Source organism: Streptomyces sp. NPDC005262 (genome assembly GCF_042872425.1).
In the GTDB taxonomy this organism is placed as follows: domain Bacteria; phylum Actinomycetota; class Actinomycetes; order Streptomycetales; family Streptomycetaceae; genus Streptomyces.
In genome coordinates, this window is record NZ_JBIAKK010000009.1 from 172,436 (window position 1) to 197,680 (window position 25,245).

Sequence of the window (25,245 nt, forward strand, 5' to 3'; positions counted from 1 at the left end):
AGCACGCAGCCCATGCGGCCCGGGGAACTATTCAACCCGGGTTCAAGTGGGAAACAAGGGGCATTGAGATGCCGGTGTTCACCTTCTGGGCATTGCGACCGAATGCCACGTTATTCACCCTCATGTGACCTCGCAACTCGGAGCCGTACAGCGCGGCCTGGCAGTCGCGGGTGACCTGTGGACCGACTCACCGTTCGTCTCCATCACCCCGCCACGGCACACCGATCGCTTCGGCCGGCACTCACGCGATCGGCGCAGACGGCGACGAACGCCGCATCACCTGCGGCCGGTTCGCCCGCTGCTGAACCTGAAGTACGTGTTGTCGGGCTGCTCGGCGGACAGCACGCAGGTGGCTTCGGTACTCCCGGTGCGGTGACGCAGAGGATGGTCGTTGAGGACGAGGCCGGCCGATGCCCAGGCCGGCACCTCTGCGCTCGGCCCGCCAGGGGGTGGGCGCGTGCGACGACCTCACGTACGAGCGGCAAGGGCGGGCTCGGAGCCCGCCACCCTCACGTGGCGCTGCGCTCACTCGCCTCGCGCCGATCGCGCTCCAGCGCCCGGTGGTGCGGGGAGAGCGGCTCCCCCTCCGCGCTGCCGGGCCGCCCCACCCGCAGCAGTTCCCGCCACCGTTCCTGGCTCCAGTCGGCCGGGGCCGTGGTGCGCACGAAGTCCTCGACCAGGGCGCGGAAGCGCGCGGGGTCGCTGTGGAAGGGGAAGTGGCCCGCGCCATGGAAGATCTCCAGGCGGCTGCCGGGCATCGCCGCGTGCGCGCGGTAGGCGTGCCGGACCGGCACCACACTGTCCCGCGATCCCCACAGGAGCAGCGTGGGCATGCCCTCCGCCAGGTAGCAGCGGTCGAGCATGGTCACCACCTGGCCCTGCCAGTCGACCACCGACCGCAGGGTGCTGATGAACGCGCTTCGCGACGTGGCGTCGGGGAGGGCGTCCACCACGTTGAGCAGCTCTGCGGCATCCTGGCCCAGGTCGGTGTCGAGAAGCTTGATCAGTCGGGTGAAGAGGTCGACCTGGCTGCGCATGCCGGGCAGTCTCAGCGCGGAAAGCATGAGGTCTGCGCCCGGCAGCGACACGGCCCGCAGGACAGGGTTGACCTCGCGCCCCACACCGCCCGTGCTCACCAAAATCAGGCGGTCGGTCCGCTCGGGGAACTGGTACGCGAACTGCATGGCCACGCCACCGCCAAGCGAGTGACCGACCAGGGTGGCACGCTCGATGTCCAGCACCCCCAGCAGGTCACGGATGCCGTTCGCGTATGCCGCCACCGAGTAGTCTGCCCGCGGCTTGTCGGAGGCCCCGTGACCCAGGAGGTCGGGGGCGATGACGGTGTAGTTGCGCGCCAGGTCGGGGATGAGATCCGCCCAGGTCGCGGAGGAGTCGCCGATGCCGTGGATGAGCAGGATCACGGGACCGTCTCCGGCGATCCGGTATGCGCGGCGGTAGCCGTGCACCACGTGGTGGCGCAGCGGTACGTCCTGCCCGGACACCGAGCGCAGGCGGCCCGCTCGGCGCGGGCTCGGTTCAGGTTCTGGGGCGCCGACCACAGTCTCGTCTCCCGTCTGCTTCTCCCCGCTTCCTCCTCGAGCGTAGAGCTTTTGACGCACAGGGGATTTCCGGGACGTTTCAGGCGGTGTGCGTCTGCTCGGCGAATTCGACCGGGCGAAAGGTGGAAGGACTCCCGTCGAATCGGCATGGAACCACGCGCCCGCGAATTCCGTAACACGGACGTAGCAGTCGGGTGGTCCGTGCACCCTGTGATCACCCCCCGGCACACCGCCGCGCCTGGACGAACCAGAGGTGTCCGTCGACTCGCCGTGCTTCTCGCCGCAGGCGCCCGACCGCACGACCGAGCCACATGACCCGTCTCGGCGTACCGAGTCCCGTGATCCACTTTCGATGCACGACCTCACCGCGTGTGCGCGTCGAGCCTCGAGCTTTCGTGACAGCGTGGGAGCGGGCCGACGGTATCGGCCCGCTCCCACGAGGTCAGTCGCCGGCCCGAGCGCCCGTCACCTTCAGGTGACGGATGCGGCCCGCGTTGTCGAAGGATCCGAAACCCACCCGGCCCGAGGCGAAGACCGGGTCGGTGGCCGTGATCAGCGGGGTGCGGCTGCCATCCAGGTAGACGGCGGTCTCACCGGTGTCGGCGCAGTGGGTGAGGCGCACCTTGTGCCATCCTTCGTCCTTGATCGCCGGAGGCGCGCCGTAGGTTCCGTTCCACTGGTCGTCGATGCGCAGCCGGTCGGCGTCGTTCACGGTGAACAGACCGTTGTGCGGGTAGATGGTGTTGTCGCTCGACAGGTGTGCGTACTGGAACCGGGTGTCCGACTGATAGTCCCAGATGAGGATGACGTCACGGTTGGTGATCTCGACGGGGGTGTCGATCCGTACCTCCGCCTCGACGGTGACGGAGGAATAGCGCGGGCCCGCGGTCAGGACGGCGTACTCGAAGGGGCGGCGCGGTCCCGGGCGGGCGACGCCCGGCTCGGTCATGATCGTCTCCCGTGTGGTGTACGCCCACTTGGCCGGGGTGACCGGCGCCCAGTTGTCCGGCCCGGTGGTGTGGGTGGTGGGGGTGTTGCCCACCTCGCAGTCGGCGAAGGTCCGGGTCCCGGTCACCTTCCAGACCTTGCCGTTGGCCTTCGAGACGATGTACAGGCCGCCGCTGCGGTCGGAGCCGAAGCGCAGGTCGACACGCTGGTCACCGGCGAGATCGCGCATGGTGACCGTCTTCCCGGTGGACTTGTCGAACAGCATCAGCTGTTCGAGCGGGGCGAGTTCGCCGCCGCGCTGCATGTCGCGGGTGTCCGCGGCCAGGATCCGGCCGTCGACGAGGTCGCCGAAGATGTACTTCCCGCGCAGCGCCGGCGCGTCCTTGCCGCGGTAGACGGAGCCTCCGGCGATGGCGCGGCCCACATCGGACCGGCAGTTCCAGTCGGCACCCGGGTCGTGGTCGTAGGCGGCGACGGGATAGGTGTAGCCGTACTGGGCGTCGTCGGCGGGGAGGGGAAGGATGCGGGCGCACGGGTCGGTGGCCTTCTTGTCGAATGCGAAGGGGCCCTCGCGCTCGCTCCAGCCGAAGTTGTCGCCGGCCTTGACCTCGTACACCGACTCGATGGCGTGCTCGCCTATGTGGCCGAGGTACATGCGGTGGCTGCCGCCCGCGTCCCAGCTGAAGCGATGCGGGTCCCGCATACCTATGGCGTAGATCTCCCCGAGCGAACCGGGCTCACCGGCGAACGGGTTGGACTCGGGGATGCCGTACCGGCCGTTGGCGCTGTCACGGCCCGTGGGATCGATTCGCAGAAGTTTGCCGTGCGGGAGTGTCAGGTTCTGCGGCTCGCCGTTGCCGACGCCCTGGCCTCCGTCGCCCACCGCGAGGTAGAGGAGGCCGTAGTCCTCGTCGTGGGGCTTTGCCGTCGGGTTGAAGTCGATCTGCTGAATGCCGTGGACCTGGCCGGTGAAGCCGATACGCAGCACCTCGCGATGGGTGCCGTGGAAGACGGCCGCGGAGGGGTCGTCGGCGGTCCACTCGGTGATGATGCCGTGATAGGTGAGTGTGCCGGCCTGCCGGTAGTCGGGCGTCTCGGTGGCTTGCGAGGCGAGCTCGGTATGAATGGTGTAGAAGCGCCCGTTCGTTCCGAACTCCGGGTGGAATGCGGCGTACCCGAAGCCCTGACCGAGGCCTCGGCCCGAGAAGAAGTGCGGGAATGCCGCCTTCACGTCCAGGTAGGGGCGCGGGGTGCCTCCGGAGGTGCGCGTCGCGGTTCCGGGATCGGTGAGGTACAGCGTGCCGTTGAGGTCGGGGGTGGCCATCCGACCCGAGCCGTCGGGGAGTTCGTTGATGGTGTTGATCCGGGCATGGCGCATCAGGCGCGGATCCGTCGGCGCGGGCACGGGTTCCGACTTGGGGAACTGTGCGAACTCCTGCAGGACGAGACCCGTCCTGGACTGAACGGGCTTCTGCGGAATGGGGTCGGTCAGGGCGGCTGTCGCCGCGGCGGGCTCGTCGGCATGGGAGGGCGCGGCGAGACCGCCCAGGGCGAGGGCTGCGCTGACGGCCACGGCCGCCCAGTGCCTTCGGTATGTACGTCGTGACGCCATGCGGGTCCCTTCGGGCTGGCGTGACAGGTGAGGAAAGGACGATCCGGCGGCGAGAGGGGTCAGTGGCCCCGCGTCATGCGCCGGTATTCCGCCGCCACCGCTCCGGCCGGCACCGGGCGGTTCAGGAACAGGAGGTCGTCCATGCGGCAGTCGCAGGCGTTGTTCTCCCGGGTGTTCTGGGGGAAGCTGCCGCCGATCTTGATGCCGCGGGGATCGGTGGGCGAGGCGCGGTGGGGCGCCGGCGTGGTGGCGAGCTCCCAGGGGTCGCCCGGCGTGACGTAGAAGCCGTCCAGGGGCTTGCCGTCGCGGTAGAGGGCGAGGGTGCCGTCGCGGAAGTCGAACGTCGCGGCCAGGTGGACCCATTCACCGCGGGGCAGCAGTTCTTCCCAGGGGATGTCGGCGGCGAAGGTCTGGGAGGCGCCGCTGTCCAGGCGTCTCCCCAGCGCGACCAGCTTCAACTCGCCGTTCACCTGGATGAGTTCGAGCAGAGCACGCACCGCGTGACCGTCGGAGGTCCCGGACAGTACGCCGGCCAGCCCGATCGCGTTGTAGTGGTCACCCGGGTCGGCCGTGTTGGAGTTGAGGGCGGGATTGTCGCCCGTCATCTTGAACCAGCCCATGACGGTGGCGCCCCGGGCACTGCGGAAGGCGTCGAGGGACGATATGCCCTCGGCGTCCCAGGTCCCGGCCTTCCAGTCGTCGTTGCCCGCAGTGGCCGGGTTCTGCTGGCGCACCTGCAGGGCGGGCGACGCACCCGGGTACGCCTCGTCTGCCACGCGCATCGCGGAGCCGCCGTTGATCAGGCTGAGCGCGGTGCCGGAATGTCCGATGTCGCGCTCGCGACCGGGGTCGGCGGGGTCCGGGTGCCCGAAGTCGTACGCCGCCACGGCCTGGGCTCGCAGCGGAGTGTGGGCGGTTGAGGGGCGGGCCGCCTGGGCCGGAATCGTGGCGGCGGCAAGCGAGGTGGTCGCGGCGAGCGCGGCGACGGCGAGTGAGTAGCGTCTGGTGCGGGGCGGTGTCATGCAGCCTCCCAGCGGCAGCGAAGGGGCAGTCGACCGGGGTGATCCCGGACGACAGAAAGCGCTTTCGTCCGCGTGCAGGGACCATGTAACCCCTTCGCCGCGACCCTGACAATGGGCGTGTACTCGCCAATTTTCCTGGGCGCTTCAGCGGCGGCGCGGACCTCCTTGCGGACAAGCACGGAGACCCGAGAGCGGCCCATCCCGGCTCGGACGCCACCGGCCCACGGCGGTTCACGAGCACCTCGCCCCGAGTCCCGGCAGGTACGACGGGTGCGTGAAGCAGTCCGGCGGCGACCGCACGAGTGCGGGTTCACCTGGCGGACCACATCGCTCTGCGGCCTCAAGTGAGCTCAGAAATACGCTAGTTACCCCACAACCCCGCCCTTCCCTCGCCCGTTGCCTCGCGCTCGCCCTCACCGGCCATCACGTCCGCAGAACCCGAGCCGGCTACCCGGTCGTCACGGGTTCGCACACACTGCACCCGGTGGCACCGCGGCAGCAGCGGACAGCCCCTCCGTCGCCACGACAGCGACCACCGCTGTCCCGCCGAAGTCCCCCTACGCCCAATCGGCCGGGACACCCAGGGGCTTTCCCCAGGGGGCGCCTGGGGGGTAACCCCCAGCAAAGTCGGGGATCAACCCGGTCGCTCGGACGACGCCCGGTCCGTAGGTTCCGGGGTGGAATCGAAACACCGTCCCGCCCAGCCCACGGAGGCCCCTCGTGACCGCCCCTTCGCGCCCGCAGACGCGCACTCCTCATCCGCTCGTCGCGACCTTCGTGCGGTTCGTCGTGTGCGGTGGCGGTGTCGGGCTGGCGTCCAGCGGGGTCCTCGTACTGCTCAACGACCGGATCCCGATGGCCCTCGCCAACGCGCTGGTCACCGTCGTCTCCACGGTCATCGCCACCGAGTTGCACGGGCGGGTCTCCTTCCGGAGCGGGCGGAAGGGGTGGGGGGTCCATCTTCAGTCCGGGGTGACCGTCGCCGTGAGCTACGCGTTCACGACGGGGGCGCTGTTCTGCCTGTACGCCGTCCGGTCCGAGCCCTCGGCCCTGGTCGAGCAGACGGTCTATCTGTCGGCGTCCGCTCTGGCCGGGATCGGACGGTTCGCGCTACTGCGGGTCGTCGTCTTCGCCGACCGGACCCCCGCGCCCGACCCCTCGCTCAGCAAGGCCGCAGTGGCGATGGCTGCGTGAGGTCGCCGCCTTCCGGAGATCGTGGAATGCGTCGCTGTGCAGTCGTCCTCCGGCCAGGCCGCCCTCGCTGCTTCCTCGGCCTCGTTCCCGGCGGCGTCAGTGCCGGCGCCTGCCGCCCCTGCCCCGGCCGCTTGCGCCCGGTCGGCGCCGCTGATGGGCGCGGCCGAGATGCGCGGCCGGCCGCCGACGGGCCTGCTCGGCGACCGTCCTCAGATCCGCCAGACCCGCCTCGTCGGGATGACCGGATGCGAGAGCGGCCTCAAGAGCCTTGTGGGCGGAGAGTTCCTGGCCTCCCAGGATTTCGAGCAGGCCCTCGGGGCCCGCTGTCTCCAGGAGCTGGAGCAGACTCTCGGCGACCATGACGAGGCTCTCGGGTTCGTTGAGGTCCTCGGCGCCGAGGACCTGCCGGCGCACCAGGACACTCAGGGCGGTGGGGCCGAGCAGCGGGTCGCCGCGCAGGCCGCGCAGCAGGGCCTCGCCGTCCGGGTAGGCGTCCACCAGTGCGTCCAGCATCGCTTCGGCGCGGGTACGGAACGGGGTCGCGCGCACCGCGTCGGTCAGCTTCTCCAGCGCCTCGGCGGGGCTCTCCCGGGCGGCGACCCAGGCAGCGAGTTCGGTCCGGGCCGCATCCGGGTCGTAGTGCTCGGCAATGACGCCGAGGAGCCCGGAGGCAGGGGCGTGGACGAGTTCCCCGACGCGAGGGGCGTCACGCCCCTCGGCGAGCAGCCGGCGACGTACGCAATCGTGGCCGAGGGCGGTGAGACGTATCAACTCGACGGGACCGCCGGTCAGTTCCGCCCGCTGATTCCTGCTCCGCTCCGCGGCATCCTCGCTCTCCCCGTGTCCACCGGCGACGACACCGAAGAGCTCGGCGAGCTCCGGCGGCATCCCGGCGGGCGGCAGCACGGCGTCCTCGAGCGGTATGTCGAGGAACACCGGGTCGGCCGTGCCCTCGTGCCGCTTGATCGCGCCCAGGTCCTCCAGCACGTCCAGTGCGGTGCGCAGATCACGGTCCGCGTGGCCGAGTTCCATCTGCCAGGCGTAGCCGCCGGCCAGTTCGTGCTCGGCGCGGTAGCGCAGGTGCAGCGAGTCGCGCAGCCTGGGCCAGGGCATGGCGTGCGGCAGGCTGTAGAGGGTGTTGAGAACATCCGGCACGGTGTCCTCGAAGCTGTCGAAGAGCATCGACCCGACGTGTCGGCCGCTGTGGGCGCCCAGGAGCGGCATGCGTAGCTCGGGGAAGGCCTCGAAGGCGCGCCGCCACAGCGCGAGCGGGTCCTGCAGCAGGGGCCGGGCCTTGGCGACCGCGTACAGCCGTCCCTTGGCCACCCGTACCAGCCGGGCCTTCTTCGCCCACTCGACCGCGAGCCCCAGCCTCGGCAGCTGCGTGGAGGAGCGCACCGCATCCACCGCGTCGCCTGTCCCCAGCTCGGCGACGAGGGCTCGCGCGTCCGCCATTCGCAGGTTGCCCTTCGCGGTGAGCACGCGCCCCTCAGGGCCCGCCCAGTCGGCGATCCCTCGCAGCCACCGCAGCGCGCGGGACGTCTCGGCGCGTGCCCGCAGCTCCTTCTCCGCGGGCAGCAGGACCGGCAGCTGCGGTTCGGCGCGTGTCACCACTGCCGGGCCGCGCGCCAGGTGATTGCGCAACACCTCGTCCAGTGCGTCCTGGTCGTACGGCGCCTCGCCTTGCTGAGCCTGCTCCACGAAGCTTTGAAGCGCCGCCGGATCCTGGACATCGACTCCCTGCTCGGCTGCGGTGACCGCCCAGAACTTCGCCATTCCCCAGCGGCCACGATCCGCCATGGCGGGGGCGTACCGGGGTGCGAGGGTCTCGATCGCGGCAAGGTTGTCGGCCGCCGAGGCCCCGCGCGGGTCGCCGAGGCCCATCGCATCGAGGTAGCGCAGCAGGGCCGCGAGCGTGCCGGGCGCATCCGCCGGCTCTTCGCCGGGCAGCACGGTGACTGTGCGCGGCAGCCAGTCCAGCAGATACTCCTCGATGTGCCGGGGCTCCCACAGCCCCAGCCGCCCGTCGCAGGTTCCCCGGTGGCGATAATCGAGCGCCGACTCGACGACGAAGGGGTCCACGCTCTCGCCCCGCTCGTGGGCCCACTGAACCGTCCGACGGATCAGCAGCGAACGCGCTGCCTCGAATTCCTCGGACTCCTCGGGCGCGAAGAACGTCCTCATCACACCGGCCCTGCCTGTCCTGTCGTACGGCCGCCGTCCCACAGCATGCCGGTGGTCCCGGGCCCGATGGAGATCGCGGTTCCGCGGGACCAGGCGGTCACTATTGAACCGTAACCGGTCCGCCGGCGGCCGCAGATGCTGACGGGGGGAACAAGGTGATTCTGCACTGTCGGCAGCGGTTCCCCGTTGAGTTCAGGGCGCTGCGAAAAGTGCGGGAACCGGGAGCGAGGGTTTGGCTCAGGTGAGCGATCGGGCCCCGGACGATGGCGCCCCACGGGCGGCAGCAGCCGGTGGGGCCTGGCGACCGGACCGGCGCCGGACGGCGAGCGCGCGCTCGCTCTGTCCATTCCACTCTTTGCCGCCGCCCCGCGCGCTCGCCATTCCACTCTTCCCCGCCGCCCCCTCGCACTGTGCGAGGGCAGCAGGCGCACAATGCGCCGCGCCGCGGCTGTGGATGCCATGTCTCGATGCGCGGCCATCTGCTACTCGAGCGGCTGCCCGCACGGTGCCGGGTCGTACGCGGATCAGCTGGCCGGTGAAGGTGTCACCGAAGAAGCCCTGCGGGTCGGCGCGTTGACCGCCCGCCGACCGGGATCGGCGCGGACGCGCCCGCCGGGTCCCCACACCATTGGTACGCCGATGGAGAGACTCCCGACACCGGGCGTCTACCCATGGGTAACTCCCGCTGATTTGATGTGGGTTGCCTGTTCCCCCCCATCAGCAGAAACAGGAGACCCCGTGCCGCTCACCGCGCTCCGTCGCACCTCCGGCGTGACTCTGTCCGCCGCGCTCGTCGCCGTCACGCTGGCCGCACATGCTCCGCAGGCATCGGCCGCCGACACCCCGTCGTTGAGAGTCCTCACCTACAACACGTTCTTGATGAGCAAGAGCCTGTACCCGAACTGGGGTCAGGACCACCGGGCGACGGAGATCGCGAAGGCGTCGTTCTTCCAGGGCAATGACGTCGTCGTGCTCCAGGAGGCGTTCGACAACTCCGCCTCCGACGCGCTGGCACGGAACGCGTCCGCCCAGTACCCGTATCAAACACCGGTGGTGGGCCGGAGCAAGAGCGGCTGGGACGCCACGGGCGGCGCCTACTCGGCCGCCACTCCGGAGGACGGTGGTGTCACCGTACTGAGCAAGTGGCCGATCGTCCGCAAGGAGCAGTTCATCTACAAGGACGCCTGCGGCAGCGACTGGTGGTCCAACAAGGGCTTCGTCTATGCCGAACTGAACGTCAACGGCACGAAGGTGCATGTGGTGGGAACCCACGCGCAGTCGACCGACTCCGGATGCGGGTCGGGTGAGGCGGCGCAGATGCGCAGCCGGCAGTTCAAGCAGATCGACGCCTTCCTCGACGCCAAGAACATCCCCGCGTCGGAACAGGTCATCGTGGCGGGCGACATGAACGTTGACTCCCGCTCGCCCGAGTACGCATCGATGCTCGCCGATGCCGGACTTGCCGGAGCCGATGCCCGCACCGGGCACCCGTACTCCTTCGACACGCAGGACAACTCGATCGCCTCGTACCGCTATCCCAGCGACCCTCGCGAGGATCTCGACTACGTCCTCCACCGCGCGGGGAACGCGAAGCCGTCCGGGTGGACCAACGAGGTGATCAAGGAGCAGAGCGCGGCCTGGACCGTCTCCAGCTGGGGCACGGACTACACGTATACGAATCTCTCCGACCACTACCCGCTGATCGGCTCCGTCGGCTAGCGGGACCGTGCGAACCGGCCGGCCTCGGAGTCATCCGTGTCCTACGTGGTGCCGGCCGGTGCCGCTTCGACCGCAGCCACGGTGCGGTGCGGGGGTACGCCGCGGGGTCGGGGCGTGCCGTGGGTGGCTGCGGGAACGGCTGTCGTCGGCCGGCCGGTCGCGGGGGCGCGGCCTGCGGTTCTGTGCCCGGTGGGTCTTGTTCGGGCGCTGGTCTCCCGGGACTGGTTGGGCGACCGAGGTGTTTCGTCGGGCCGGATCAGTAGGCCGAGTTGACGTTGTCGATCGAGCCGTAGCGGTGTGCGGCGTAGTTGGCGGAGGCCGTGATGTTGGCGACCGGGTCGTAGATGTTCGTCGAGGTGCCGGCGACGTGGTAGGTGTTGAAGGTGGGGTCGATGACCTGCATCAGGCCCTTGGAGGGGATGCCCTTCATGGCGTTGGAGTCCCAGTTGTTGATGGCGTTGGGGTTGCCGGAGGACTCGCGCATCAGGTTCTTGTGGATGCCCTCGTAGGTGGCCGGGATGCCCTGCTTGTGCAGGATCTCCAGCGACTGCTTGATCCAGGTGTCGACGTTGCCGCCGGACTGGGTGGGGGTGGCGGCCGAGGCGGCCGGGGCGCTGACGACGGTGCCGGCCATGACGGCGGCGCCGGCTGCGACCATGCCCAGCGAGATCTTCTTGGTCTTGGTCATGCGGGCGAACTTCTTGGGCATCGCGGTGATCTGCACGTGGTAATTCCTGTTCTGTCGGGGGGTGATGCCAAGAATTGTTAATCAGGAGTGAATCCCGGGTCAATGCCCACCTTTTACTACTGCAATTAGTACCGGCGCTGAAAATGGTTGAAGAAGTGGCTTCGTGGCCGGGAAGCGGGACCTCGAGGGTCTACTATTCGACGTCGGAGTGACGCCGGTCATATGGCTCACCCCACACGGCAAATGCCTCAAATCGGCATAAGAGTGACCCAAGTCATGTGGCCTGCGCCATATTGGAGGCTTCCAATTCACTCAGCGTAATACGCCAAATGCATTCCGCGTTCATGGTGCGGCGGGGAATTACCGGTGCTCGTCGGCAAGGAATCCTCGTCGGTGATTTAGGGCCGCTGGTCGAGACCTGATGGGCCTGCCAGATGAATACATCGGGCACCTCGTGCGCCGGCCGGGAAGTGTCACCGGGATGCGCCGGCCACGCGCCAGGGCGTGGGGAGCGTGTATTCCCATCCGGGCTGCCACAGGGGTGGAGCCTCGACGAGGGCTTGCCACTGGGCACCTGTGAGCAGGCAGTCCAGCGCCCAGCGGTTGGCGGAGTGCGCGATCACGAGGACTCGGGTTCCGTCCCGGTCGGCAGCGAGGTCACGCAGGAAGTCATCGGTGGCGGCCTCGACGTCGCGGTAGCTCTGGCCACCGGGGAAGGGCTCATCGATGTGCCGGGTCCTCCGGGTTTCGACGAAGGCCATCGGCCGGCCGTTGAGTTCCCCGTAGTTGCATTCACGCAGACGGGGGTCCTGGTGGATGGGCAGCGCGGTGTCGGTGAAGGCGATCTGCGCGGTGTTCACGGCGCGGTCCAGATCGGAGGTGAAGACTGCGACGATGCCGTCGTCGCGGCGGCGGCGGCCGAGTTCGCGGGCCTGTGCACGGCCGGTCGCCGAGAGTGCGCCCGGCAGCCAGCCGGTGGCGATCCCCGCCTCGTTGTCGGCCGTGGTGGCGTGGGTCTCGTACACGATCTGAATGGACATGCGCGGACTCCGTCGAGATCAGCCGCTTCGGTAAGGGGACATCCGTCGGATCAGGAGGACTTCTCCGTCTCCGGCAGGGTGGACTTCTCCGTCTCCGGCAGGGGGACTTCTCCGTCTCCAGCGGGCCCCACAACGCCCTTGGCAGATAATCGGGTAGCGGGGGCGACACGCACCACACGACCGGCACTCCCCCGCCCATGTCCCGGATCTGCCCCCCGAAGGAACCTCTCCATGGGCCACGCCCTCCCGCCGTTCCACCTCCTGCCCGGCGCGCCCGCGTCACCGGTCCTGCTGCACGTACCGCACTCGGCACGTGTCGTCCCCGATCACGTACGCGCCGGGATAAAGCTGGACGACGAGGCTCTGGGCCTCGAACTCAACCACATCACGGACTCCCACACGGCCGAACTGGCCGCCGGGGCGGCTACGGCCGCACCTCTCACGCCCTGGCGATTCGTCAACGGTCTGTCGCGACTCGTCATCGATCCCGAACGGTTCCCCGACGAACGCGAGGAGATGCTGGCCGTCGGCATGGGCGCGGTCTACACACAGACCACGCACCGCGAGCCACTTCGCTCACCGGACGTGGATCCGCAGCCGTTGATCGACCGCTACTTCCACCCGTACGCGGCAGCGATGACCGCCGCTGTCGACGCACGCCTGGCGGCCGCCGGACGCGCTGTCGTCATCGACGTCCACTCCTATCCGTCGGCTCCGCTTCCCTACGAACTCCACGGCACCGGACCACGCCCACCGATCTGCCTCGGCACCGACGCCTTCCACACACCGCCGGACCTGCTGGCCCGGGCCGAGGAGGCGTTCGCCGGGTTCGGGGGCACGGCCGTCAACAGCCCCTTCGCCGGTACGTACGTACCGCTCAAGCATTACGGAGCGGACCCGCGGGTCAGCGCACTGATGATCGAGATCCGCCGGGACGTGTACATGTCCGAGCCGGGAGGCCCCGCCCACCCCATCGGATCGACCGCGCTGGCGTCGGCGCTCGCCGCCCTGGTCGGCGCGCTGTCCGGTGCGAGCGATCAAGGTTCACGAGCGTGACACCCGGCCCATGCCTTTCACCACTTTCCACCACAGCACTGCCGCCTCGCGAGCCCCCGTGCGGGAACGGACAATGGTGACCGGGGCAGTAGCGGTCCCTCGAGGAGGTAGCGATGCGTCTGACCAATCTCGTCGGGGAGTCGGCCGAACACCTCAGCGCCCGCGAGGAGCTGCGCCTGGCCGAGATCGAGCTCATGCGCCACCGCGAACGCGTCGCTGACCTGCGCCGCCGACTGCCGCTGGGGCCCGTCGTCGACGACTACGCGTTCGAGGAAGGCCCCGCGGATCTCCACGCAGACGATGCGCCGGTGCAGACCGTGCGACTGAGCGAGCTGTTCACCCGGCCCGGACGCGACCTGGTCGTCTATCACTTCATGTTCGGCAAGCAGCAGACCCAGCCTTGTCCCATGTGCACGATGTGGATCGACGGGTTCAACGGAATCGCCCACCACGTCACGCAGAACGTCGACTTCGCGATCGTCGCCGCGGCCGACCTGCCCACACTCCGCGCGCACGCGCGGGACCGGAAGTGGGACAACCTGCGGCTGCTCAGCGCCGGGGCCGGCACCTTCAAATATGCCCTCGGCAGCGAGGACGCCGAGGGCAACCAGGACTCGACGGTGTCGGTGTTCACCCGCGACAGCAACGGCTCGGTACGCCACTTCTACTCGGCACACCCCCGGATGTCCGACGACATCGACCAGCGCGGAATCGACCTGCTCAGCCCGGTGTGGCACATCCTCGACCTCACCCGCCAAGGCCGGGAAAACTGGTTCGCAGAACTGAGCTACTAGCCTGATTCGGTCGGGCTCAGCTGCGCTGGGCCGATAGCCGTCGTGGCCGGCCGCCCGTGGTCGGACAGGGATGACCAGGGGCCGGCGCGCGGACGGGCTGCTTCGAAGGCTCCTCGGATCGTGGGTGATCAGGGAAGCGCCGGCCGGCACACACCCGCTGCGCACCCAAAGCCCGATGGGCAGCTGTTGAGAGTGCTCTTCCGGAACGACTTGACCCAGACGACGCCGGAGGCGGAGAAACAGCAGACCCCGGCCTCGCCCGAACGATCGAGAGGCTGCGCATCAGGGCTTCAACACAACGACTGAAGACGCTAGTTCAGGCACACAGCACTCCTCGTTGGTATGATCATCTACTGCTCGTGAGGCGGGGCCGTCGACCACAGGGGGATATATGACGTTCGACGAGGAGTGGGCCGAACTCAAAGCGGAGGCGCTGACACGCCAGTCCACCAGCATGCAGCTCAATCAACTGCCGGCGGATCCGGGCGGCGCTACCGCCACTGGAACCCTGGACTACAACACTGCTTCGATCAACGGCAATGCAAATTTGCTCATCGAGATCGCGGGCTTCCTCTACGAAGGCAGGCCTGACGGAGACCTGTGCACCATGGCCCGGGAGCCCAGGACGCACGGCGACGTAGCAGCGCAGGTCGAACGCTTCGGCAGTTTCGCCGACGACCAGTTCCAGGATGCGATCGCACTCTTTGCGGCCCTCGCCACACGACTGAAGACCACCGGGACCGACTTCGTGACCGTGGACGACGGCAACGCCCAAGGATTCCTCGACAACATCTTGCGCTATGGCCAGTACGTGGCGCCGGAGGCGAAGTGAACGGTCTGAGCCACCGCAAGGACGTCGAATTCCTGGAAGGCTGCAACCCGGCACTCGTCGAGCGGAACGCCGACGAATTCAAGCGGATACGCGACATGCTGGTGGAAGTCGACGAGCCCGCCGAGCGAGCGGAAAAGAGAACACACTGGCACAGCGAAGGAAGCCAGCACTACGAAGCACGCGTCGCTGAGGCGCGCAAGCTGCTGACGGAGATCGCGGACGGGTACGGCAAGGCCGGCAGCGCCTTGCGCACGTACGCCTATGCCCTGGAGACAGCCAAGAGCCACTACTCCAACGGTAAGGCGAACGAACAGGCGCTGGCCGATCTGATCGGCACCAAAGGCACCGCCATCACCCGTGAGGCACAGGACGCGGAGCCCATGCGCCAGTGGGAGGACATGCGGGAAACCACGGGCGTCCTCGACTTCTTCGCCGAACTCACCATGGACATCGATGACATCAAGGACCAGGCAAACAGGCTGCACGACGCCGCAGGGGGCGACTTCCACCTCGCCAGGACCACGGAGAAGGAAGCCCGCGACATTTGCGTGCACGGAATGAAGGAGGCATACGAGCTGCTGCCCGAATTCCGGATGGGTTCCGTGAAGCGTGTGGACATCTTCTCGGCCATCGCAGCCATGCGGCGTGAAGCCCATGAAGGGAGTGGGAATCCCCTCACACATCTCCCGGGCAGCGGCCCCAAACAGGGCTACGCCGTGCCTGTCGGGGAGAGCCCGATCTCGCCGACGCTCCGTGACATCCGGATGCGGGTGGCCAATCTGCCCGGGGCGGAGGACAGCTACTGGGATCCGCCGTCCTCGGACCAGGATCGGAAGGAGTGGATCGCCGCGAACAGGGCGATCATTCAGGCCGCGGCGAAGAACTCGGGGCTGCCTGCCGACATGGTCGCCGGTATCGCCTGGCAGGAGATCGGCGGCCAGCCAGGAATCGCGGACGATGTCGTCGATACGATCCGCGAGCAGGCCGATGCGCCCTGGGGGCTGGGTCCCATCTCGCCCGAGAACCTGCCGGGACGCCTCGGTGGAAGCCCCGACGAAACGTCCTTCGGCCCCATCGCGATCCAAGTACGTCGCGGCGCCGAAGTGCTCGGCTACGATCCGAACAACCTGACCGAACACCAGCGGTCGGCCGTGGAGGAGTCCCTCCAGGATCCAGGACAGAACATCTTCATCGCATCCGAGTACCTCGCTCAACTCAAAGCCGAGAGCGACTTCGCCGACGTGCCGCCGGAGGAGATGACGCCTGCCCAATACCAGGAGCTCGCGGCGCGGTACAACGGCGGACCGTACTGGGCGGGAGACGACGCCCAGGCATACGGCCGGGGTTTCAACAACGACCTCGACAACGCAAGGAACGCGCTGCGCTGATGCTCGAACGCTCCGAAACTACTCGTACGGCTGAGGACCAAGGCTGCCTTCGGTGGGTCATGGCCGTCCCCCTGGTGATCCTTTATGCCATCGCCGCTGGCTGCTGCTACTACGCGCTGACCATCCGTCCGTCAGGAATCTGGGACAAGGACGCATACGGCGCGATCACCTTGTCGTGTTTCTGCACCATCGCTGTCAGTGCCGTCGCGCTGCTCATCACAGTCGTCCCTGCTTCGGTGCGGCGGGCCATGGGACGCGCGTGGCTCGTTCCACCACTCGTCCTTGCCGCGGTGGCCGCGTTCCGCTGGGCGTTGGGCGGCTGACGTCAGCCGTGAAAGTCGATCTCGGTTGGCCTGCTGTCCGTCCGCGTGACCCTGGTGGTAGCCACTGCCCTTGAAACAGGTGCGGCGAACCTTGCCGAGCTTCGGGTACTGCGAGGCGGCTTCGGCCTGAATCGCGGTCGTCCGGTCGGCCAGGACAAGGCGCTGCGACCGGCGGGCGCCTGTCGGTACGCTGGTCACCCTCGGTGTCGGCCCGGGCAGCTCGCTCCGCCTCGGCAATTCGCGTGGTCACGGCCCGGACGAAGCCGAGCATCCACGAGCACTTGTACGCGCGCGTCCTCACCGGCCGGCCGGTGCCGCGTGACGGCCAGGTCGGCGCCCTGCAGCTGCCGAGACCTCGCTCAACCCCCAGGTCCCCACGATCACGCCCTTCGCACTCTGCCACTGACCGGTCCATGACGTCCTGTTCGTCGTACTCGACGGCATCGACGATGTCCGCGTCACCCGAATTCAGGCCTGGGTTTCCCAACAAGCCACGAGCTGCCTCGCCAGGGCTTCCCGGCCCGCGGCCAGTACCGGTGAGCCGAAGGTGAAATTCCGGCCGCCCGGTCCGAGGACTGCCATGCCCCGTTCTCGGACCAGCGCGGTCCCCGCTGCGACGTCCCACGGCTTCGGGCCGATGCAGATGCAGGCGTCGAGCCACCCTTCGGCCACCCCCACCAGGTCCATGGACATGGCCCCCTGCATCCTGATCCGGTACACCTCCCCGTACAGGCGGCCGATGAAGGCCTTGTGCCGGGGATTCCCGGCTCCGGCTCCGGTGATGCCGATCACCGCCCGGGACAATTCCCGGGCCCCTGACGGCGCCGTTGCCCGGCCGGGCGTTCTCGCCGTGACCCAGCGGCGGCCGAGAGCCGGTGCATCGATCACGCCCAGGGATGGCTGCCGGTCCTTGACGTAGGCCAGCGAGAGCGCGTAACCGGGGGCGCCCCGGGTGAAGTTCATCGTTCCGTCGATGGGGTCCAGCAGCCAGCAGGTGGGCGGCAGCGGGCCTCCGGCCGCGGACTCCTCACCGATGACCGGAACCTCGGGCGTGCGTCGGCGCAGGACGCGTGACACCCGGTCTTCGACTTCGACGTCGGCGTCCGTGACCTCCTCGCCCGACGGTTTGATCTTCCTCTCCCGCCACTCCGCACCCGCCAGGGCCAGCCACTCCGCCCCCGCGTCCATGGCCTCCTCGGCGACGGAGCGCAGCTCCGCGTCCTCTCTCACGCCGGATCCAGCGACCGCTCCACCAGCTTTTCCGCGTGGGCCCCGTGTTCGCCCATCACGTAGAAGGTGAGGCGGTCGAAGGTCCACTCCTTCTGCACGGAGGTGCGCTCGGGGGCGGACCCAACCAGTTTCAGAGCGATGTCTTCCTCGGCGCGGCCCAGCGTGATGTGAGGTGCATACGCGTCCCCGGTGTACCGGTACCCGTACTCGGCGAAGCTGGCTTGCTCGTCCGGAGTGAACCGCGAGGTGTCCTTGGACGTGTCGAACGCCGCGCGGTCGAGGTGGGGGGCGAGCACCGACAGGACAGCTGCTTGCAGTTCACTCAGGAGCTTTGGCCTCTCCAGCGAGAGGAAGACCCAACCGGTGGGCTGGTAGACGATGCCCGTGGAGGCGAGCCGGATCACCTCGGGAAGGCTCATCGAATCTGCGATGGTCCGCAGTTCCCTCTCCGGGCTCAGGGAGTCGAGGAACGGTCCCTGAAATACGGTGACGTGAGGAAGGTTGCCGTCGGGGCTCAGAGGGGGTTGCAGTCCATGGTCTTCCCCCACGTCCGTCTGCAACTGGACAGCGGAACGGGTGTGTTCCGCGGACGGCAGCAAGGCAACACCCAGCCATCGGGTCACGGTTGAGCTCCTGTCTTCGTAATCACGTGCAGCGCGGCGTCGAGTCCCCTGCGCATGCATTGCGCCGGTGCCTCCCCGTACAACCAGCCGGCGATCACTCCGGCGTTGAAGGCGTCTCCGCCTCCGGTCCGGTCCACCGGCTCGACCGGCACCGTCGGCTCCTGGACGAGTCGGCCGTTGGATGACGCCCAGAGTGCGCCATCGGACCCCAGGGTCAGAATGACATCCCCGGAGAGCAGCTTCGCGTACCGCTGTGCCGTACCCGCCGTGTCGCCCGGTGACGCCTCGGGCAGGCGGCTCGCCTCGTCGGAGTTCATGAGGTTCAACGATGCGCCCCGGGCAAGTGGACTCATGTCCCTGCCGTTCCATTCGACGGAGACCGAGCGGCCGGCACGGTGGGCGAGTTCCGCCAGACGTCCGAGCGAGGGTGTGGGGTCGCCGACCAGATGTATGTGATCCGCGCGGGCTACGTCGTCCTCCGTGACGGCGTTGAAGGCCAGGTCACGGTCTGCTCCCGCGAAGGTCATCATGCGTTTTCCGGTGGTGGAGGAGAGAACGATCGCCATGCTCGTGCGAGTAGTTGTGTCGACGCGCATCAGCGATGTGTCCACCCCGCCCGCCCGCAGGCCGTCGAGGCAGGCAGTGCCCAGGGTGTCATTGCCGACGGCGGACACCAGCTCGGCCGTACATCCCTGCTTCACCAGGCCCAGAGCGGTGTTGGCCGCGGATCCTCCGGGAAAGGCCGCGTAGTCGTTGCCACGGAGCTTTTCGTGCTCGTCCGGAAGTCTCGTGGCCCGGACGATGATGTCGAAGTTGGTACCACCGGCTACGAGGACATGCTTCCCGGCGATCACGGCTGCCCCAGACGGTAGCTCTCGAACAGGACATGCCGCACCAGCCGTTCCCTGCTGCGGGGACTGCTCTGCTGCGGAAATGTCGCATGGGCGACAAGGTCGTGGACCAGTTCCTCGAATCTGTCGTCGTCCGAGCCGATGTCGTGGAATCCACGCATGAGTTCTCGGTGGAGCTCCCCCGGCTGCACCCTCAGCTCCTCGAGCCAGGACCGGTTGGCCATGAGAACGTTGGCCGCCGCCGCACGAAGTCGCGCCTGTGCACTGTGCGGGAGCATGTCCGAGTTGAGCAACTCGAAGTAGTCGTCGTCATCACGGGCATGCATCCGGAGATTCTGCCCGCCGACCGCCAGGACGTCCCTGTTCAGATGGAAGAGCTCCAGACCGAGATGGTGCGGAACATCGAGGATGCTCACGCCGCGCTCCGTCAGACCCGCTTCATCGGTCGAGAACGCCGCCAGAATGTTCGCGAACATGTCGCTGTGTTTCGGCACAGCGATCTGAGCTCCTGCAGGATCGGCGAGAAACTCCTCTGCCGTCGTCATTCCCCAGCGACCGCCACGAGCCGCCAGGAGATAGAAATTCCGGCCGCCCATCGAGTATCCCACTCGCCCGACGGGGACGACCTGGGACCGGAGCTCCTCCTCGTCGAGCATCCGGAGCAGGCGTTGTTCGTTGTAGATCGCGAGATCCAGGGTCCGCTGGGCGACATCCCTGACCAAGTGGTCGGACCAGGGCAGCTGCACGGCAACGACCCTGTGGTTCCGCCTGGCCAGCACATTCTCGAACCCGCACCCGAGGAGCAACGCCTTCACTACGACCAGCGTGGAATCGGCAAGTCGGGTCGTCCCTCTGGCACGCCGGACAGCAGCCAGCGCCTGCCGTGCCTCGTTCTCTGCAAGAGACGTACTCGTCTCGCCGTACCAGACAGCCAATTGCGTCAGCGCGTTGAGACACGGCTGCACGTCGTCGGCGGAGATCTCTTCGCCCGAACCGTCCAGGGCATGGCTGCCGAAATTGCCGTAGTTCTGAATGGTCCGAATGGCCAGTACGACCTTCGGCGGAACCAGCCCTTTGCTGGTGAGCACCGTGAGTAGGGACTCCAGAGTCGGTTTGGAACCGACAGCTTCCTGCATGGCGATATCCAAGAGGATCGACTCCGCTGCCCTTCTCGCTGTGCTGAGGAAGACCTCGGGATCCGACTCCGCGTATCTCAAAGCCTTCTGGTAAAGCCGGAGCGACTCGCCCTCGTTGACCGTCACGTCGTCCGTGTCCTCTGCGGCAGTTTTGGCCTGACACTAGCAAGTGCGTTTCTGGTGGAGCCAGTTGTCATTCAGTCATCGCGGTGGGGGCCGCCGCGGAGGGATCCCAGCACAAGACGCCCGTAGCGGGTGCCCAGGGCGGCTGCCGTGGAAGCGAAGGCGACGCCCAGCCCGATCAGGAGATGGACGGGGTCGTCGTCACCGAGCACCTGGAGGATGCTCAGAGCGGTTCCGAGCGGAAGCCCGAGGATGGTGAGAACACCGAGGGCTCCGGCGATCTGCTGACCGTCCTGGGTCTGAACGAGACGGGAGTAGTCGGCCGCTTCGGCGAGGATCTCCGCGAAGCGGGCGGGCAGGCGATGCTGCCCCTGATAGGCCAGGAGCAGCTCATTGGCCGGGCCGTGCGCGGTCAGATGCTGGCGCCAGTACGTACTGCGGAATCCGGCGATGTCCTGTTCCAGCGCCGTGACTCGGCGGGCGAGCCCAGGACCGTCGAACACGTCGGCGAGGCCGTCGGTCAACTCGTCGATGTGGTCGCGCTGGATCGTGCCGAGGAGCAGCGCGTCGAGATAGACCGTACGGAAGTGCAGTTCCGCGAAGTCGTAGAAATCGCCGTCCCCCTGGTCGGGACGGTGGCCGAGGAAGGCGGCCCCGTGCCGCAGCACAAGGGCGCTCCAGTCGGCGGAGACGCGCACGATGTGCTCGGTCTGGTCCCGTAACTGCTCCGGGGTCGTCGGAAAGTCGGTCTCGTTGGAGCGGGAGGCCAGCGACCAGAGCCAGCTGTCGGCACTATCGGGAAGCCGGCCGTCGTTGCGCAGAGCTGGGGTGTGCGTGTCGTCGGGGGTGAGGAAGGCGACGGTATAGGGGCGGGCGAGGGCGAAGGGCGCTTCGGCACCGCGGGGTTCCGCGACCCCGGCCAGGAGTGTGCCGGGCGCCAGCGGCCCGTCGAGAGGATCGGCTCCTGCCGTGTGCCGATGCCCGATGGCACGCAGGACGTCCAGGAGGACAGGTCCCTCGACGGTGAAGTGCAGGACCGCCAGTGCGTATTGCTGGTCCTGGGCCGTGACCGTGCGCAGGAGTTCCATGCCGTGCAGGTGCAGGGGCCCGTGCGTGATGTCCGTGAACCGGTGCCAGCGACGGGGCCGCTCGCGGGTTCCGTAGAGCCCGCGTGCGGCGGCCGGGGTGAAGTAGGTCTGCCGGGTCTCCGCGTCTGTTCTTCGGCTGCCGAGCTCGAAGGGTATGGGGCCACCGGCCCAGGAAGGGGGGGAAGGGAGCCGGACAGGGATGACTACGGTGATCGCCTGCCGGACACCGGCGAGGGAACCGATCTCGGTCGTCACTGGAATTGTCCCCGTCCTCACAAGTCCGCCTGCGCCCATGCCTGCGTCTGCCATGCCCGGCGCGTGTCTGCCCGACGGACCGGACAACCGCCCGGCGTCGACTGCCAGTTGCCGTCATCTTGCCGTCATCCGAATGCTGACCGCCGGTCAAGGTTACCCAGTTGGGATCATTGAGCACGCGAGGCCCGCCCCTCTCAGAGACAGGAACGGCCCACAGGCCCGGTCCGCAGCGGAACGCGCTCAGGGCACCTCGGACCCTGAGCCATGGAGCAGGCGAAGCCACCCCGACGGAAGTGAGGCATTCGCCATCGCCCCTCGCGCAGCCCTCGATGCCGGTGACGTCATCCGTCCGGAGAGGCAGAGGGAGGGGATGGAGAGGGAGGAGGAGAAGTGTCGGGCCGGAGCCGAGCCGGCGAGCGCCTTGTCCAGGGAGACCGCGCCACCGTCGCCTCGCGGCACCCCCTTGCTTACCGCCCCGTAACCTCTGAATTACCTCAGATTTATTCCTGCGTGACTTTGGGCACTGTCAGAATCGCAGGATTCCCGGATGATGTGGCGTCGGCCGTGTCACGGTGACGACTCCCTGGCCCGCCACGGCCGGGAACGCCCTCCTTCCCCTCACAAAGGCGAACCCTCTCCATGAGTGACCGCATCACAGCGGCCGAAACGCTCGTTGCCGCCCCACCGGCGGCGGGCTCCCCCCACGTGGACGCCGGCGATGCCGGGTACAGCAAGGACCTCAAGTCCCGCCACATCAACATGATCGCCATCGGCGGCGCGATCGGCACCGGGCTCTTCCTGGGCGCGGGCGGCCGGCTGGCCGGGGCGGGTCCGTCACTGGCCATCGCCTATGCGGTCTGTGGCGTCTTCGCGTTCTTCGTCGTGCGCGCGCTCGGCGAACTGGTGCTCTACCGGCCGTCCTCCGGCGCATTCGTCTCCTACGCCCGTGAGTTCATGGGCGAGAAGGGCGCCTTCGCGGCCGGCTGGCTGTACTTCCTGAACTGGGCTACCACGGCTGTGGCGGATATCACCGCGGCTGCCACCTACGCCCACTTCTGGGGCATGTTCAGCGATATCCCGCAGTGGATCCTTGCGCTCATCGCCCTCGCCGTCGTCCTCACGGCCAACCTCATCTCGGTGAAGTACTTCGGCGAGATGGAGTTCTGGTTCGCGATCATCAAGGTCGGCGCCTTGGTCGCGTTCATGCTAATCGGCATCTTCCTGGTGGTGACCCAGCACCCGGTGGACGGTCACACGCCCGGTTTCTCCACGATCTCCGACAGCGGTGGCATCTTCCCCGTCGGCATGCTCCCCATGCTGCTGGTGATCCAGGGTGTCGTCTTCGCGTACGCGTCCGTCGAGCTGTGCGGCGTGGCCGCCGGTGAGACGGAGAGCCCCGAGAAGATCATGCCCAAGGCGATCAACTCGATCATGTGGCGTGTCGGTCTCTTCTATGTCGGCTCGGTGGTGCTGCTCGCCCTGCTGCTGCCGTACACCTCGTACTCGGGGGACGAGAGTCCGTTCGTCACCGTCATGGACAAGCTCGGCATCCCGGGCGCGGCCGGTGTGATGAACCTTGTCGTGCTGACCGCGGCGCTCTCCAGCCTGAACTCCGGGCTGTACTCCACCGGCCGCATCCTGCGCTCGATGGCGCTTTCCGGCTCGGCGCCCAAGTTCACCGGGCGGATGAACAAGGGACAGGTGCCCTACGGCGGCATCCTCCTCACCGCCGGCTTCGGTGTCCTCGGCGTCGGACTCAACTACGTCATGCCGGGCGAGGCGTTCGAGATCGTCCTCAACTTCGCGTCGATCGGCATCCTCGGCACGTGGGGCATGATCATGCTCTGTTCGCTGCTGTTCTGGCATCGCTCGCGCGACGGCCGGGTCACCCGCCCCTCGTACCAACTGCCCTGGGCTCCCTACACGCAGATCGTCACGCTGGCGTTCCTCGCCTCGGTCGTGTTCCTGATGTGGTGGGGCGGCGGAGTGGGCCGTACGACCGTGCTGTGCCTGCCGCTGATCGCGGCTGCGCTGGTCGGCGGCTGGTTCATCGTCCGGCGACGGGTGAACGACCTCGCGCGGGAGCGCCAGGACATCTGATCCTCCCGGTCGAGTGGACGGCCCCGGTGGAAGCGTGAAGGCGCTTCCACCGGGGCCGTCGTCGAGCGGTAGCAGCGCATCGCGCCTCATCCCTACAGCCAACGACGGAGGGCGTCCTCGCCCCGGTCGCGCCCACTCACCTGGGGGTGCCATCGGCCGTGCGTCGAACCGATTCAAGGATGGCCCCGGCGCGGCCCTCGATCAGAAGCGCGCGGCAGGAAGGCCTCCGGGGAAACAGCGCACATGGTGGCCGAATCGACGAGCGGCGTGGCACAGCAGTGCCCAGCAGGTGACGCTCCATAAGATGCGCGTGTGCGATTCGCGATCTCCATCCCACAGTTCTACGCAGATGGCGAGTTCGATCCGGTCGCATTTCGCGCCTACCTCACACGTGTGGAGCAGTTGGGCTTCGGCGGCGCCTGGACGCAGGAACAGACACTGGGTTCGAAGCCGCAGCTCGGACCGATCGAGACCATGACCTACGCCGCCGCGTGCACGGAGCGCCTTCGTCTCGGATGCGTGGTCTTCGTGTCCACGCTGCACAGTCCCGTGCACCTCGCGAAAAGCATCAGCTCGCTGGACCAGATCAGCCGAGGCAGGATCGAGGTCGGCTTCGGTACGGGCGGCAAGCAGCGGCCCTTCGCGGCCTTCGGCATCGGACCGGAGCGCTACGTCGCCCGCTTCTACGAGGGCATCGAGGTGATGACGCGCCTGTGGCGCGATTCCCGAGTCGGCTTCTGCGGCGAATTCTGGCAGTTGACTGATGCTGCCATGGAACCGAAACCGTTCCAGAAGCCCAATCCTCCGTTGTGGTTCGGCGGGAGCGGACGCACCGCGCTGCGACGTGCCGTGATGAGCCCGGGCTTGTTCAGCGGCTTCTTCGGTGCGGGCCAGGTCCCGACCGCGAGGTTCGCCGAGCAGGTCCGGACCGTGCGGCAGGCGCTGGCCGAGTCCGACAGGCCGACGAATGACTTCACGATCGCCAAGCGCGTCTACATCGCGGTGGACGGCGATGCCCAGCGGGCCCGCGACCGGATCAACGCCGAGCTGGCCGCGCTCTACACGAAGCGGTCACCCGAGATCGAGGCTGCCGCGATCGCGGGAACTCCGATGGACTGTGTTCGCGCGCTGCGTGAGGTCGTCACCGCCGGCGCGGAACTCATTTTGTTCTCGCCGCTGTTCGCGCCGGCCGAACATGCCGAACGGCTGGCCTCAGAGGTCATGCCGCAGCTCGAGGTGGACTTCCGGAAGGACAGGCCGTAGCTCAGGCAACGGCGACGAAGCATCTGTCGGCTCCACGTCGAGATCGTGCAGAACATCGGCCGGGCGCTCCGCCTGAACCGGGCTCCCCGTCATGACCGGCTCCGGGCTGCGAGAGCGGATCACTACGCGCCATCCCATCCGTCAGTCGAGCAGGGCCTCGGCGACGCACTCGACGACGCGTGGCCTTCACCACATTTTGCCCATTTTGGACAGATAG

General features: G+C 68.0%; 20 protein-coding genes. 9 read left to right on the top strand and 11 right to left on the bottom strand.

Annotated elements, in window-relative coordinates:
• Nucleotides 1-509: 509 nt before the first annotated feature.
• The 3 genes from ACFYP5_RS22975 to ACFYP5_RS22985 form a co-directional block, all read right to left on the bottom strand.
• Entirely contained in the window at nucleotides 510-1,502 is a 993-nt protein-coding gene (locus ACFYP5_RS22975; protein WP_389038998.1) for an alpha/beta fold hydrolase, read from the bottom strand.
• Nucleotides 1,503-2,001: 499 nt separating this feature from the next.
• Nucleotides 2,002-4,119: a PQQ-dependent sugar dehydrogenase gene (locus ACFYP5_RS22980; protein ID WP_389039001.1), complete on the bottom strand. Its 2,118-nt coding sequence runs from the start codon at nucleotides 4,117-4,119 to the stop codon at nucleotides 2,002-2,004.
• Between the two features lie 59 nt (nucleotides 4,120-4,178).
• A complete protein-coding gene (locus ACFYP5_RS22985) occupies nucleotides 4,179-5,141 on the bottom strand; it encodes a hypothetical protein (RefSeq protein ID WP_389039004.1) in 963 nt (320 codons plus the stop codon).
• Between the two features lie 720 nt (nucleotides 5,142-5,861).
• Between ACFYP5_RS22985 and ACFYP5_RS22990 the strand changes: the two genes are divergently transcribed.
• Complete coding sequence (locus ACFYP5_RS22990) at nucleotides 5,862-6,335, top strand: hypothetical protein (RefSeq protein ID WP_389039007.1); 474 nt, start codon at nucleotides 5,862-5,864, stop codon at nucleotides 6,333-6,335.
• Nucleotides 6,336-6,431: 96 nt separating this feature from the next.
• Here ACFYP5_RS22990 and ACFYP5_RS22995 read toward each other — a convergent pair whose 3' ends face one another.
• Nucleotides 6,432-8,519, bottom strand: a complete 2,088-nt coding sequence (locus ACFYP5_RS22995; RefSeq protein WP_389039010.1) for a hypothetical protein — start codon at nucleotides 8,517-8,519, stop codon at nucleotides 6,432-6,434.
• Between the two features lie 738 nt (nucleotides 8,520-9,257).
• Here ACFYP5_RS22995 and sph point away from each other — a divergent pair.
• On the top strand, nucleotides 9,258-10,238 hold the full coding sequence (gene sph / locus ACFYP5_RS23000) for a sphingomyelin phosphodiesterase (protein ID WP_389039011.1): 981 nt from the start codon (nucleotides 9,258-9,260) through the stop codon (nucleotides 10,236-10,238).
• 256 nt (nucleotides 10,239-10,494) lie between these two features.
• On the opposite strand, the gene ACFYP5_RS23005 is transcribed toward sph, so the two are convergent.
• Nucleotides 10,495-10,947: a transglycosylase SLT domain-containing protein gene (locus ACFYP5_RS23005; protein ID WP_389039298.1), complete on the bottom strand. Its 453-nt coding sequence runs from the start codon at nucleotides 10,945-10,947 to the stop codon at nucleotides 10,495-10,497.
• 452 nt (nucleotides 10,948-11,399) lie between these two features.
• Nucleotides 11,400-11,966, bottom strand: coding sequence for a histidine phosphatase family protein (locus tag ACFYP5_RS23010; protein ID WP_389039013.1), 567 nt, complete (start codon nucleotides 11,964-11,966; stop codon nucleotides 11,400-11,402).
• 231 nt (nucleotides 11,967-12,197) lie between these two features.
• Here ACFYP5_RS23010 and ACFYP5_RS23015 point away from each other — a divergent pair, with 231 nt between their 5' ends.
• The 5 genes from ACFYP5_RS23015 to ACFYP5_RS23035 all read left to right on the top strand — a co-directional run bounded on the left by ACFYP5_RS23015 (nucleotide 12,198) and on the right by ACFYP5_RS23035 (nucleotide 16,359).
• The gene (locus tag ACFYP5_RS23015) at nucleotides 12,198-13,022 is read left to right on the top strand and encodes an N-formylglutamate amidohydrolase (RefSeq protein ID WP_389039015.1); all 825 of its coding nucleotides are present in this window, start codon (nucleotides 12,198-12,200) and stop codon (nucleotides 13,020-13,022) included.
• Nucleotides 13,023-13,135: 113 nt separating this feature from the next.
• Nucleotides 13,136-13,816: a DUF899 family protein gene (locus tag ACFYP5_RS23020; protein WP_389039018.1), complete on the top strand. Its 681-nt coding sequence runs from the start codon at nucleotides 13,136-13,138 to the stop codon at nucleotides 13,814-13,816.
• A 391-nt stretch (nucleotides 13,817-14,207) separates the two neighbouring features.
• The gene (locus tag ACFYP5_RS23025) at nucleotides 14,208-14,648 is read left to right on the top strand and encodes a hypothetical protein (protein WP_389039021.1); all 441 of its coding nucleotides are present in this window, start codon (nucleotides 14,208-14,210) and stop codon (nucleotides 14,646-14,648) included.
• Nucleotides 14,645-16,036, top strand: a complete 1,392-nt coding sequence (locus ACFYP5_RS23030; RefSeq protein ID WP_389039024.1) for a hypothetical protein — start codon at nucleotides 14,645-14,647, stop codon at nucleotides 16,034-16,036. Before ACFYP5_RS23025 ends, ACFYP5_RS23030 begins: the two co-directional genes overlap by 4 nt.
• Nucleotides 16,037-16,095: 59 nt before the next feature.
• On the top strand, nucleotides 16,096-16,359 hold the full coding sequence (locus tag ACFYP5_RS23035; protein ID WP_389039027.1) for a hypothetical protein: 264 nt from the start codon (nucleotides 16,096-16,098) through the stop codon (nucleotides 16,357-16,359).
• A 468-nt stretch (nucleotides 16,360-16,827) separates the two neighbouring features.
• Here the strand turns inward: ACFYP5_RS23035 and ACFYP5_RS23040 are convergent, their stop codons facing one another.
• From ACFYP5_RS23040 to ACFYP5_RS23060, 5 genes are all read right to left on the bottom strand, one after another.
• Entirely contained in the window at nucleotides 16,828-17,589 is a 762-nt protein-coding gene (locus ACFYP5_RS23040; RefSeq protein WP_389039030.1) for an inositol monophosphatase family protein, read from the bottom strand.
• Complete coding sequence (locus ACFYP5_RS23045; RefSeq protein WP_389039032.1) at nucleotides 17,586-18,212, bottom strand: 2'-5' RNA ligase family protein; 627 nt, start codon at nucleotides 18,210-18,212, stop codon at nucleotides 17,586-17,588. Before ACFYP5_RS23045 ends, ACFYP5_RS23040 begins: the two co-directional genes overlap by 4 nt.
• Entirely contained in the window at nucleotides 18,209-19,066 is an 858-nt protein-coding gene (locus tag ACFYP5_RS23050; RefSeq protein WP_389039035.1) for a carbohydrate kinase family protein, read from the bottom strand. The genes ACFYP5_RS23045 and ACFYP5_RS23050 overlap by 4 nt, the downstream gene beginning before the upstream one ends.
• Nucleotides 19,063-20,325 (bottom strand): DUF4145 domain-containing protein, encoded by a 1,263-nt coding sequence (locus ACFYP5_RS23055; protein WP_389039038.1) that lies wholly within the window; start codon nucleotides 20,323-20,325, stop codon nucleotides 19,063-19,065. The genes ACFYP5_RS23050 and ACFYP5_RS23055 overlap by 4 nt, the downstream gene beginning before the upstream one ends.
• A 71-nt stretch (nucleotides 20,326-20,396) precedes the next feature.
• Nucleotides 20,397-21,665 carry a hypothetical protein gene (locus ACFYP5_RS23060; RefSeq protein ID WP_389039041.1) on the bottom strand — a complete coding sequence of 423 codons (1,269 nt, stop codon included), beginning with the start codon at nucleotides 21,663-21,665 and terminating at the stop codon, nucleotides 20,397-20,399.
• 639 nt (nucleotides 21,666-22,304) lie between these two features.
• Between ACFYP5_RS23060 and ACFYP5_RS23065 the strand changes: the two genes are divergently transcribed.
• Entirely contained in the window at nucleotides 22,305-23,765 is a 1,461-nt protein-coding gene (locus tag ACFYP5_RS23065; RefSeq protein ID WP_389039044.1) for an amino acid permease, read from the top strand.
• A gap of 312 nt (nucleotides 23,766-24,077) precedes the next feature.
• A complete protein-coding gene (locus tag ACFYP5_RS23070; RefSeq protein ID WP_389039047.1) occupies nucleotides 24,078-25,028 on the top strand; it encodes an LLM class flavin-dependent oxidoreductase in 951 nt (316 codons plus the stop codon).
• The last annotated feature ends 217 nt before the right edge of the window (nucleotides 25,029-25,245 follow it).